The organism is Streptomyces sp. NPDC001530 (genome assembly GCF_042894545.1).
Taxonomy (GTDB): Bacteria; Actinomycetota; Actinomycetes; order Streptomycetales; family Streptomycetaceae; genus Streptomyces.
Genome location: NZ_JBIAVS010000038.1, coordinates 73,419 through 84,782, shown reverse-complemented (window position 1 = coordinate 84,782; position 11,364 = coordinate 73,419). Strand labels below are relative to the sequence as shown.

General features: G+C 70.5%; 8 protein-coding genes. 7 read left to right on the top strand and 1 reads right to left on the bottom strand.

The window, feature by feature from the left end; translation table 11 throughout:
• Positions 1-133: 133 nt before the first annotated feature.
• On the bottom strand, positions 134-1,021 hold the full coding sequence (gene panB / locus ACFY0T_RS46585; protein ID WP_388884634.1) for a 3-methyl-2-oxobutanoate hydroxymethyltransferase: 888 nt from the start codon (positions 1,019-1,021) through the stop codon (positions 134-136).
• 204 nt (positions 1,022-1,225) lie between these two features.
• Between panB and ACFY0T_RS46580 the strand changes: the two genes are divergently transcribed.
• From ACFY0T_RS46580 to ACFY0T_RS46550, 7 genes are all read left to right on the top strand, one after another.
• Positions 1,226-2,821 carry an MFS transporter gene (locus ACFY0T_RS46580; RefSeq protein WP_388884633.1) on the top strand — a complete coding sequence of 532 codons (1,596 nt, stop codon included), beginning with the start codon at positions 1,226-1,228 and terminating at the stop codon, positions 2,819-2,821.
• Positions 2,822-2,944: 123 nt separating this feature from the next.
• Positions 2,945-3,565, top strand: a complete 621-nt coding sequence (locus tag ACFY0T_RS46575) for a TetR/AcrR family transcriptional regulator (protein WP_388884632.1) — start codon at positions 2,945-2,947, stop codon at positions 3,563-3,565.
• A 220-nt stretch (positions 3,566-3,785) separates the two neighbouring features.
• The gene (locus tag ACFY0T_RS46570; protein ID WP_388884631.1) at positions 3,786-4,823 is read left to right on the top strand and encodes an endonuclease/exonuclease/phosphatase family protein; all 1,038 of its coding nucleotides are present in this window, start codon (positions 3,786-3,788) and stop codon (positions 4,821-4,823) included.
• A 328-nt stretch (positions 4,824-5,151) separates the two neighbouring features.
• Positions 5,152-6,390 (top strand): MFS transporter, encoded by a 1,239-nt coding sequence (locus ACFY0T_RS46565; protein WP_388884630.1) that lies wholly within the window; start codon positions 5,152-5,154, stop codon positions 6,388-6,390.
• 494 nt (positions 6,391-6,884) lie between these two features.
• The gene (locus tag ACFY0T_RS46560) at positions 6,885-7,520 is read left to right on the top strand and encodes a hypothetical protein (protein ID WP_388884629.1); all 636 of its coding nucleotides are present in this window, start codon (positions 6,885-6,887) and stop codon (positions 7,518-7,520) included.
• Positions 7,521-7,647: 127 nt separating this feature from the next.
• The gene (locus ACFY0T_RS46555) at positions 7,648-9,357 is read left to right on the top strand and encodes a multicopper oxidase family protein (RefSeq protein ID WP_388884628.1); all 1,710 of its coding nucleotides are present in this window, start codon (positions 7,648-7,650) and stop codon (positions 9,355-9,357) included.
• 153 nt (positions 9,358-9,510) lie between these two features.
• Positions 9,511-11,265, top strand: coding sequence for an NAD+ synthase (locus tag ACFY0T_RS46550; RefSeq protein ID WP_388884627.1), 1,755 nt, complete (start codon positions 9,511-9,513; stop codon positions 11,263-11,265).
• Positions 11,266-11,364: the final 99 nt, after the last annotated feature.

Sequence of the window (11,364 nt, the reverse complement as noted above, 5' to 3'; positions counted from 1 at the left end):
GGGACGATGGGGGTCCCCCCTGCTCGAGCGAAGCCGAGAGCTTGGGGGAGGGTAGGGGCGGAGGGGGCGAAAAAACAAAGGCGGCAGCCCGCCGACGGGGGAAATCGGCGGGCTGCCCTGGTGCCGCAATGGCTCAGTGGACGGAGTGCTCCTCGAGCGGGAACGTTCCGCCGACGACGTCCTCGGCGAACGCCCTCGCGGCGTTGCCCATGACCTCACGCAGATTGGCGTACTTCTTGACGAACTTCGGCACCTTGCCGCCGGTCAGCCCGAGCATGTCGGTCCAGACGAGAACCTGCGCATCGGTCTCGGGACCCGCGCCGATACCGACCGTCGGGATGTGCAGCGTGCGCGTGACCTCGGCCGCGAGCTCCGCGGGGACGAGTTCCAGGACGACGGCGAACGCGCCCGCGTCCTGGACGGCCTTCGCGTCCCGCAGCAGCTGGTGCGCGGCCTCCTCGCCACGGCCCTGCACGCGGTAGCCCATGGAGTTCACGGACTGCGGGGTCAGGCCGATGTGGGCCATGACCGGGATGCCGGACTCGACGAGCAGCTCGATCTGGCGGTGCGAGCGCTCGCCGCCCTCCAGCTTCACCGCGCCGACACCGGCCTCCTTGACCAGGCGGGTGGCCGAGCGCAGCGCCTGGACCGGGCCCTCCTGGTAGGAGCCGAAGGGCAGGTCGCCGACGATCAGGGCGCGGCTGGTGCCCCGTACGACCGCGGCGGACAGTATGGTCATCTCGTCCATGGTGACGGGCACGGTCGTCTCGTACCCCAGGTGGCAGTTGCCCGCCGAGTCGCCGACGAGCATGACCGGGATGCCGGCCTCGTCGAAGACGGACGCGGTCATCGCGTCGTACGCGGTGAGCATGGGCCACTTCTCGCCGCGCTCCTTGGCGGCGGTGATGTCGCGCACCGTGATGCGGCGGGTGCTCTTGCCCCCGTACAGCGCCTTGCTGCTGTCGGCGGACGGGCGCACACCCTCCGCGGGCTGCTTCTGGGCAGCTGAAAGCTGCGTCATCGCAACGGCTCCTTCTGTCATCTCGAGGCGCCCTTACGGCGTCCCCGGACCAGGTCCATGGTGGCACTTCGTGCCACGCGCGGCTAGAGCGGGGCAAGCGATCTACGTCTCGGCGCGCGGGGTCACGGATCTGTTGGTAAGTTCTCCGTAAAGTATTTTCGATACGAGACGGTTCCGTATTGAATCGCTCCTAGGCTGGGCGCCATGACGACTTCCGCTCCCCCTGTCGACCGACGCGTGCCCGAGGCGGTGCACCGGCGCCGCTGGGCGATCCTCGGCGCGCTCATGCTCAGCCTGCTGATCGTGGTGCTCGACAACTCCATTCTGAACGTCGCGATCAAGACGATCTCGACCCCGGCGCCCACCGGACTCGGCGCCACCCAGAGCGAGCTGGAGTGGGCCATCAACGCCTACACCCTCGTCTTCGCCGGGCTGCTGTTCACCGCGGGCCTGCTCGGCGACCGGCTCGGCCGCAAGAAGGTGCTGCTCGCCGGTCTCGCCGTGTTCGGCCTCGGTTCCGCGCTGGCCGCGGAGTCCGGTTCGCCGATCCAACTCATCGTGTTCCGCGCGGTGATGGGCCTCGGCGCCGCCTTCGTGATGCCCGCCACGCTCGCCGTCCTGATGAACGTCTTCGAGCGCGACGAGCAGCCCAAGGCCATCGGTATCTGGGCCGGCGGCGTCGGACTCGCCATCGCGATCGGCCCGATCACCGGCGGCGTCCTGCTCGACCACTTCTGGTGGGGCTCGGTCTTCCTGATCAACGTGCCCATCGTGCTGCTCGCACTTGTCCTGATGTTCTGGCTGGTCCCGGACTCCCGCGACCCGAACCCCGGCCGCGTCGACGCGATCGGTGTCGTCCTGTCGGTCATCGGGCTCGTCCTGCTCGTCTACGGCATCATCAAGGGCGGCCAGCTCGCCGACTTCACCGATGCGACGGTCCTCGCCACCATCGCGGCCGGCGTCGTCGTCCTCGCCGGATTCGTCGTGTACGAGAAGCGCAGCGACCACCCGTCCATCGACGTCACGTACTTCAAGAACAAGGTCTTCTCGGCCGCGATCGCCGCCATCGCGCTCGTCTTCTTCGCCCTGATGGGCGTGACCTTCTTCTCCGTCTTCTACACGCAGAGCGTGCGGGGCTACTCGCCGCTGCAGACCGGCCTGCTGATGCTGCCGCTCGCGGCCGCCCAGATCATCTTCGCGCCGCGCGCCCGGCTCGTCGTCGACCGCTTCGGCAACCGGGCCACCTGCACGGCGGGACTGCTGATCATCGCCGCGATGCTGGCCGCGTTCGCCATCCTGGACACGGACACGCCGATCTGGCTCCTCGAAGTCATCTTCTTCCTCATGGGCACCGGCATGGCGCACATCATGACCCCGACCAGCGTCGTGATAATGCAGGCCCTGCCGCGCGAGAAGGCGGGCTCCGCGTCCGCCCTCAGCAACACCTTCCGCCAGGTCGGCGGCGCCCTCGGCATCGCGGTCCTCGGCTCCGTCCTCTCCACGGCCTACCGCACCGGCATCGAGGACAAGCTCACCCTCCTCCCGGCCGGCCTGCGGCACACCGCGGGGGAGTCCATCGAGGCCACCCTCGGCGTCGCCGCCAAGCTCGGCCCCCAGGGCAAGGCCCTCGTCGGCCCCGCCAACGACGCCTTCCTGCACGCCATGCACGTCACCGCCCTGTGCGGCGCGGGGGTCGCGGTCCTCGGCGCGGTGATCGTGGCCGTGTTCCTGCCGGGCCGGACGGTGGAGGCACAGGAGGGCAGGGAGGGAGTCGAGTTGGTGAAGGCGGGCGAGCACTGACAGGGCGTAACTGACAGGGCGTACGGGACGGGGGCACCCGGCACCGGGTGCCGCCATCGCCGTACGCCAAGGAGAATGACCGCAGGTCAACACCACAGGTCAACGCAGGGAACGGAGTTCGACGTGAGCCTCGCGCACAGCCGAGTCAGGCACGAGGGGCCCGCTAGGGGACGCCCCCGAAGCGAGGCCGTGGAGCGCTCGATCATCGAGGGCGTGATGAAGCTCCTGGAGGAGGGCATACCGCTCGGGGAGTTGTCCATCGAGCGCATCGCCCGGACCGCGGGCGTCGGCAAGGCGACCATCTACCGCCGCTGGAGCGGCAAGGAGGAGCTCTTCGTCGACGTGCTGCGCGCCGCCGAGCCTTCGGACCCCGCGCTCCCCGGCACCTCGATGCGCGACGACCTCATCGTCCTTCTGGAGTCGCTTCGTCAACGCGGCCTGATCAACCGCTCGTCGGCGATGCTGCACAACGTGTACGCCCAGATGAAGAGCAGCCCCAAACTCTGGAACGCGTACCACGCGACCGTCGTCGACCCGAGGCGGCGGATGGGTTACGAAGTCCTGCGCCGCGGACAGGAGAACGGCGAACTCCGTGACGACGTCGACATCGAACTGGTCAACGACATCTTCGTCGGCCCCATGCTGGTTCGCGCGGTTCTGCGTCCGGAGGGCGACCTCCCCGAGGGCCTCGCGGAGCAGATCGTCGACACGTTGCTGGAGGGGTTGCGCCCGGCCAAGCCGTAGTTCCCTGAACCCCGCTGGTTTCTGACGGGTTCTGACGGGGCGAATGTGCGCGTTTCGTCACAGAGGCCGCACTCCGCGCCCGTATTCGGAACTCCGAACACGAAGTTGTACGTCCCCTTGCCCGTACGGCCGTCATGGGGCGGCGAGAACGACACCGATCATCCCCTAGGGTCGTAGCCGAGGGGCAGACGGTGCGCATGGCAGGTTGTGAGGCGACGGTATGGCGCAGGCGTATATGACGGAGACGGGCAGCGGAGGCCAGGGGCCGGACCGCAGAGGGTCCCGGCTTCGGCGCCTGCTCGACGGCTGGCGCGGTGACCGCGGCATCTGGCGCCGCGGCCTGGTCCTCGCCGCGCTCGCGGCGATCCTCGCCCTGGTGATGCTGCTGCATGCGCAGATCCCGAACACCATCGGCAACCTCGGCAGTCTGACCGAGACGTTTCTCCCGTGGCTGGGTCTGTTCATCCCGATCCTGCTGATCCTCGCCTTCGTACGGAAGTCGGCCAGCGCCCTGATCGCCGTGCTGCTGCCCGCGATCGTCTGGCTGAACCTCTTCGGCGGGCTGCTCACCGACAAGACCGGCAGCGGCGGCGACCTCACCGTCGCCACGCACAACGTCAACGCCGACAACCCGGACCCGTCCGGCACCGCCCGTGACGTGGCCGCCTCCGGCGCCGACGTGCTGGCCCTGGAGGAGCTGACCGCCTCGGCGGTTCCGGTGTACGAGAAGGCGCTCGCGTCGACGTACAAGTACCACTCGGTGCAGGGCACCGTCGGGCTGTGGAGCAAGTATCCGCTGACCGGATCCCAGCCCGTGGACATCAAGCTGGGCTGGACGCGCGCGATGCGGGCGACGGTCACGACCCCGGCCGGGCAGGTCGCCTTCTATGTCGCCCACCTGCCCTCGGTGCGGGTGAAGCTGGAGGCCGGGTTCACCGCCCGTCAGCGCGACAAGAGCGCCGACGCGCTGGGCGAGGCGATCGCCGACGAGTCGATCAAGCGGGTCGTCCTGCTCGGCGACCTCAACGGCACGATGAACGACCGCGCGCTGAACGCCGTCACCGCGCAGATGCGCTCCACGCAGGGCGCGGCGGGCAGCGGGTTCGGGTTCAGCTGGCCGGCGTCGTTCCCGATGGCCCGGATCGACCAGATCATGGTCAAGGGCATCGAACCGGTCACCTCGTGGACCCTGCCCGAGACCGGCAGCGATCACCTTCCGATTGCGGCCCGCGTCAAGGTGGACGCAACCGCGTCTTAACCTCGCGGAATACTGGGCCTGAGAGAGTTTGTTCCCCAGCTAAACTTACGGTGCTCTCTCCCCTTGGGTTGAACCCGCAGCTGAAACTCACGCGTCCCGTGCACAGCGGTGTGCACGGGCGTCTCCATGTGTGTGCGTACGGCCCCCGTACGCGTGCGGAGGGCTCCTACGCACGCGCGTAGGCGTCGATGCACGTGCGTACGGCCTCTGTGCATGTGCGTGACGGCATGTGCGTAACGGCATGTGAGTAACGGCATGTGCGTGACGCCCATGGAACCGCTCGGCCCCGCCCTGCTCCGCGCTCTCCGCTCCTTTGAAAGGCCCCTTCATGCCTCTGGCCCTGCTCGCCCTCGCCGTGGGCGCCTTCGGCATCGGTACCACCGAGTTCGTGATGATGGGCCTGCTGCCCGACGTCGCGGACGACCTCCACATCTCCATTCCCACCGCGGGCCACCTGGTCTCGGCCTACGCCCTGGGCGTCGTGATCGGTGCCCCGCTGCTCGCCGCCGCCACCGCCCGCATGTCCCGCCGTAAGGTCCTGATCGCCCTGATGGGCCTCTTCGTGGCGGGCAACGCGCTCTCCGCCTTCGCCCCCGACTACCACTGGCTGCTGGCCGCCCGCTTCCTCAGCGGTCTGCCGCACGGCGCCTTCTTCGGCGTGGGCGCCGTCGTCGCCACGAACCTGGTCGCCCCCGAGCGCAAGGCGCGCTCCGTCTCGCTGATGTTCCTCGGCCTGACGGTCGCCAACGTCGCCGGTGTGCCCGTGGCCACGCTCATGGGGCAGCACCTGGGCTGGCGTGCGACCTTCCTCGGCGTGAGCGCGATCGGCGTGGCCGCCATAGCCTCGCTGGCGCTCCTGATCCCGCGTGATCACGCGCACGCTCCCGCCGGTGGCCTGCGCGGCGAACTGGCCGCCCTCCGCTCCCTCCCGGTCTGGCTGGCCTTGGGTACGACGGTGGCGGGATTCGGCGCGCTCTTCTCCGCGTACAGCTACATCACGCCGATGCTCACGGAGTCGGCCGGCTATGCCGACGGCAGTGTGACGCTGTTGCTGGCGCTCTTCGGCGTCGGTGCGACGGCCGGCAACCTGGTCGGTGGCCGCCTCGCCGACCACTCCCTCCGGGGAACCCTCTTCGGCGGCCTGCTCTCCCTGGTCGCGGTGCTCGCGCTCTTCCCCGTCCTCATGGCCACCCAGTGGAGCGCGGCCGTCGCGGTCACCCTTCTCGGTGTGGCCGCCTTCATCACCGGCTCGCCCCTCCAGCTGATGGTCATGGAGAAGGCCTCCGCCGCGCCGTCCCTCGCGTCCTCCGCCAACCAGGCCGCGTTCAACCTCGCGAACGCCGGTGGCGCGTGGATCGGGGGGCTCGCCCTCGCCGCGGGCTTCGGTGCGACGTCGCCCGCGCTGGCGGGGGCGGTGCTGGCGGTGCTCGGGCTGGTGGTGGCCGCCATCGCCTACGGCGTCGACCGCCGGCGGGCGGGGGCTGTCGCCGGCGGGGTTGTGGCGGGGGGCTCGGGACGGCTCGTGGCCACGCACGTTCCTTCGCATGCGGAGCGCGTTCGCCGCTGATGTGGTGGAGGGCGGGACTGATGTGGTGGGGGGCGGGTGGAGTGGGTTTTTCGCCCCCGCCGCCCCTACCCATTCCCGACCATGGGGGCTCCGCCCCCAAACCCCCGCCCAGGGGCTCCGCCCCTGGGCTCCTGGGCGGGGGCTGCGCCCCCTGCACCCCTGCCTGGGGCTGCGCCCCCTGCACCCCTGCCTGGGGCTGCGCCCCCTGCACCCCTGCCTGGGGCTGCGCCCCCTGCACCCCTGCCTGGGGCTGCGCCCCGTGGCCCCGGCCGGGCATCTTCAGCCCGTCCGGCGTTTGAGGACGAGGCCGTTCAGGCCGATGCGGGGGTCTGGGGGCGGAGCCCCCAGGGGCGATGGGGGTCCCCCCTGCTCGAGCGAAGCCGAGAGCTTGGGGGAGGGTAGGGGCGGAGGGGGCGAAAAACCCACCCCACCCGCGCCCCCCGACGGCCGGGGTCCACCCGTCGTCCGATACCCGGTGGGGGTAGGGTGCGAGCATGACGACGAGGAGCCGGACGCGCGAGGCGCTCCGGGTGCGGGCGGGATACGGGCAGCTGCTGCTGCTCGCCGCACTGCTCTTCGGGATCGTGACGATGCACACGCTGGGCCATCCGTCCGGGCACTCCCCGGGCCAGAGCTCTGAGCGCTCCGAGGGCGAGGGCTCGGGCCACTTCCTGGGCCAGGTCTCCGGGCACGTCCTGGTCGAAGGCTCAGGTCATTCCCTCGGTGAGGGCTCAGGCCACTCCCTGGGCCAGGGCTCCGGGCATGCCCCGGGCGAGGGTTCCGGGGGCTCCCTGGGCCCGGGCTCCGGGCAGTCCCTGGGGCAGGGCTCCAGGCACTCCCCGTACTCCATGGCGTACGACATGTCCTCGCCGTCAGGCCGTGCGCAGGCGCACACGACGCCCGCGTCCCCGAGCTCCGTGGCACCGCCGATGACCGGCATGGACCCGCTGTCCGTCTGCCTCGCCGTACTCGGCGGCTTCACCCTCGTCCTGCTGCTCGCGGCGGCGATGGGCCGCCCGTGGGCGAGCGGTGCCAGGCCACCCGCGCTCGCGCGGCTGTTGCGTGGCCTGTGGCCCAAGCCGCCCCCGCAAAGAACGCTTCTCTCTCGTCTGTCGGTGCTGCGCATCTAGGTCGGCGCACCGGCTGCTTCGGGCTGCCCGTTCGGAGGTGGGAACCTCCGGGCGTCGAGCGGTGTACCAGAAGCAGCGGACGCGCCCATCCGCACGCGACATCACCACGACGAGGTGTTACTCAGCCATGCGCACCACAGTCATGCGCACCACCACCCTGCCCGCGACCTCTCCGTCCACGACCACGCTGCCCGCGCCCCCTCCGTCCACCACAGCCTCGCGCACCCCCACGCGCCGTACCGTCCTCGGTGCCGCGGTCGCCGTCGCCGGGACCGGGATTCTGTCCGCCTGCTCGGCCGGCGGTCATGCGGGCCACGGGGGGAGCGGGGCATCCGGCGCTCCGAAGGGTTACGTCGACCCTGCGGGCCGCGAAGTCGCCGCCGCCGAGGAGAAGCGGGGCTCGGGACCCGTCCGGACAGTGAAGCTCACCGCCGCCGTGACCTCCCTCGACCTGGGCGGTCGTACGGTCACGTCCTGGGCGTACGGCGGCGACCTGCCCGGCGAGGCGGTCCGCGTCACCGCCGGGGACACCCTCGCCCTCACGCTCGCCAACCACCTCCCGGAAGTCACGTCCCTCCACTGGCACGGGATCGCCCTGCGCAACGACATGGACGGCGTGCCGGATCTCACCCAGCGGGCCATCAAGCCGGGCGCGGACTTCACCTACCGCTTCACGGTGCCGCACGCGGGGACGTACTGGTTCCACCCGCACTCCGGAACCCAGCAGGACCGCGGTCTGTACGCCCCGCTGATCGTGGAGGACCCCAAGGAGCCTCTGTCCTACGACAAGGAGTGGGTGGTCGTCCTCGACGACTGGGTCGACGGGGTGGACGGTTCGACGCCGGACGCCGTGCTCAAGGAGCTGCGCGGCGGCATGGGCAGCGGAATGGGCAGCGGCATGGACATGGGGGACAGCGGCAGCGGCGGGCACTCCGGGCACGACATGTCCAATATGTCGAACATATCCATGGGTGGCCAGGAGTCGTCCTCACCCGGTCCCTCGCGCATGCTCATGGGCGCCGAGAGTGATCTGCTCGGCGGCGACGCCGGCGATGTCGCGTACCCGTACTACCTGGTCAACGGGCGTACGGCACAGGCGCCTTCGGTCTTCCGGGCGCGCCCGGGGGACCGCGTCCGGATCCGGATCATCAACGCCGGCGGCGACACCGCCTTCCGTGTGGCCCTCGGCGACCACGAGATGACGGTGACGCACACGGACGGCTTCCCGGTGCGGCACGCGAAGACGGACGCGCTGCTGCTCGGCATGGGCGAGCGGTACGACGTCCTCGTCACCGTCAAGGACGGCGTCTTCCCGCTGACCGCGCTGGCCGAGGGCAAGAAGTCGTCGGCGCAAGCGCTGCTGCGGACGGGCGGAGGGGCGGCGCCCACCGCCTCCGTACGGCCGAAGGAGCTCGACGGGCGGCTCCTGACGGCGGACAGGCTGCGGGCCGACGAGTCCGTGGCGCTGGCCGCGAAAGAGCCGGACCGGACGGTGAAGCTGCGGCTCACGGGCGGGATGGCGACGTACGACTGGGCCTTCGACAAGAAGCCCTACAGCGCCCGCGCGGACCAGCGGCACCCCGTTCGGGCCGGGGAGCGGGTGCGGCTGGTGTTCGCCAACTCCACCAGCATGTGGCACCCGGTCCATCTGCACGGGCACACCTTCGCCCTGGCGAGCGTGGCGGGCGGCCCGCGCAAGGACACCGCGATCGTCCTGCCGAACGGGACGCTGACGGTGGACTTCGACGCCGACAACCCAGGACTGTGGATGGTCCACTGTCACAACGTCTATCACTCGGAGGCGGGGATGATGACCGTGCTCGGCTACCGGAACTGAGGCGCCGGACCCGGGCTTCCGGGCGGCTTCCGGGACCTCTCCCGGACCTCTCCCGGACCTCTCCCGGACCGCTTCCCGGCCCGGACGGCGGGGGCGCCTCCACGTGGGGCGCCCCACACCCCATTGTGTCGCTCTGACGATTACACTGGGCCCGTGCCTCAACTACGCCTCGCCCTGAATCAGATCGACTCGACCGTCGGCGATCTCGCCGCCAACGCCGAGGCGATCGTCCGTTGGACCCGGCACTCCGCCGAGCAGGGAGCGCATCTGGTGGCGTTCCCCGAGATGGTGCTGACCGGGTATCCCGTCGAGGACCTCGCCCTGCGGCCGTCCTTCGTCGAGGCCTCCCGCGCGGCGCTGCGCTCGCTGGCCGCCCGGCTCGCCGACGAGGGCTTCGGGGAACTGCCGGTGATCGTCGGCTACCTCGACCGGTCCGAGAGCGCGCAGCCGAAGTACGGGCAGCCGGCCGGCGCCCCGCAGAACGCCGCCGCCGTGCTGTACGGCGGCCGGGTGGCGCTGAGCTTCGCCAAGCACCACCTTCCCAACTACGGAGTGTTCGACGAGTTCCGGTACTTCGTGCCCGGCGACACGATGCCGGTCGTGCGGGTGCACGGCGTCGATGTCGCGCTCGCCATCTGCGAGGACCTCTGGCAGGACGGCGGGCGCGTACCGGCCGCCCGCTCCGCCGGGGCCGGGCTGCTGGTCTCCATCAACGCCTCGCCGTACGAGCGCAACAAGGACGACACCCGGCTCGAACTGGTCCGCAAGCGGGCCCAGGAGGCCGGGTGCACCACCGCCTACCTCGCCATGATCGGCGGGCAGGACGAGCTCGTCTTCGACGGGGACTCGATCGTCGTCGACCAGGACGGTGACGTCGTCGCGCGGGCACCGCAGTTCGCGGAGGGCTGCGTCGTACTGGACCTGGATCTTCCGGCCGGGGCCGCCGTGCCCCGGACCGGGGTCGTCGACGACGGGCTGCGGATCGAGCGGCTGGTCATCTCGGAGGAGCCGCTGCCCGCGTACGAGGCGGAGCTCGCCGGGGGGTACGCCGAGCGGCTCGACGACGACGAGGAGGTCTACTCGGCGTTGGTGGTCGGGCTGCGGGCATACGCGGCGAAGAACGGGTTCCGGTCTGTGCTGATCGGGCTGTCGGGCGGTATCGACTCGGCGTTGGTGGCCGCCATAGCGTGCGATGCGCTGGGCGCGCAGAACGTGTACGGCGTTTCGATGCCGTCGAAGTACTCCTCCGACCACTCCAAGGGAGACGCGGCGGAGCTGGCGCGGCGGACGGGGCTGAACTTCCGGACCGTGCCGATCGAGCCGATGTTCGATGCGTATATGTCGTCGCTGGGGCTGACGGGGCTGGCCGAGGAGAACCTCCAGTCCCGGCTCCGGGGCACGATGCTGATGGCCATCTCCAACCAGGAGGGGCACATCGTGCTGGCGCCCGGGAACAAGTCCGAGCTGGCGGTGGGGTATTCCACGCTGTACGGCGACTCGGTGGGGGCGTACGGGCCCATCAAGGACGTGTACAAGACGTCGATCTTCCGGCTGGCGGAGTGGCGGAACCGGGCGGCGGCGGAGCGGGGGCAGACGCCGCCGATTCCTGAGAGCTCGATTACGAAGCCGCCGAGTGCGGAGTTGCGTCCCGATCAGGTCGATACGGACTCGCTGCCGGACTATCCCGTCCTGGACGCGATCCTCGAGCGGTATGTCGACCGGGACGAGGGTGCGGATTCCATTGTCGCGGCCGGGTTCGAGCGGGAGCTCGTCGTGAAGACGCTTCGGATGGTCGACACGGCGGAGTACAAGCGGCGCCAGTACCCGCCGGGTACCAAGATCTCCGCGAAGGGCTTCGGCAAGGACCGCCGCCTCCCCATCACCAACCGCTGGCGCGAACACGCCTGACGGCCTGGGGTGGGTGGGTTTTTCGCCCCCTCCGCCCCTGCCCGTCCCGTACATGTCGCGCAGTTCCCCGCGCCCCTAAAAGGGGCGCGGGGAACTGCG

Bases quoted from the DNA above. Each gene is read 5' to 3' on its own strand.
- ACFY0T_RS46555 (WP_388884628.1), top strand. From the start codon at position 7,648: ATGCGCACCACAGTCATGCGCACCACCACCCTGCCCGCGACCTCTCCG.
- ACFY0T_RS46565 (WP_388884630.1), top strand. From the start codon at position 5,152: ATGCCTCTGGCCCTGCTCGCCCTCGCCGTGGGCGCCTTCGGCATCGGT.
- ACFY0T_RS46580 (WP_388884633.1), top strand. From the start codon at position 1,226: ATGACGACTTCCGCTCCCCCTGTCGACCGACGCGTGCCCGAGGCGGTG.
- panB (WP_388884634.1), bottom strand. From the start codon at position 1,021: ATGACGCAGCTTTCAGCTGCCCAGAAGCAGCCCGCGGAGGGTGTGCGC.
- ACFY0T_RS46560 (WP_388884629.1), top strand. From the start codon at position 6,885: ATGACGACGAGGAGCCGGACGCGCGAGGCGCTCCGGGTGCGGGCGGGA.
- ACFY0T_RS46570 (WP_388884631.1), top strand. From the start codon at position 3,786: ATGGCGCAGGCGTATATGACGGAGACGGGCAGCGGAGGCCAGGGGCCG.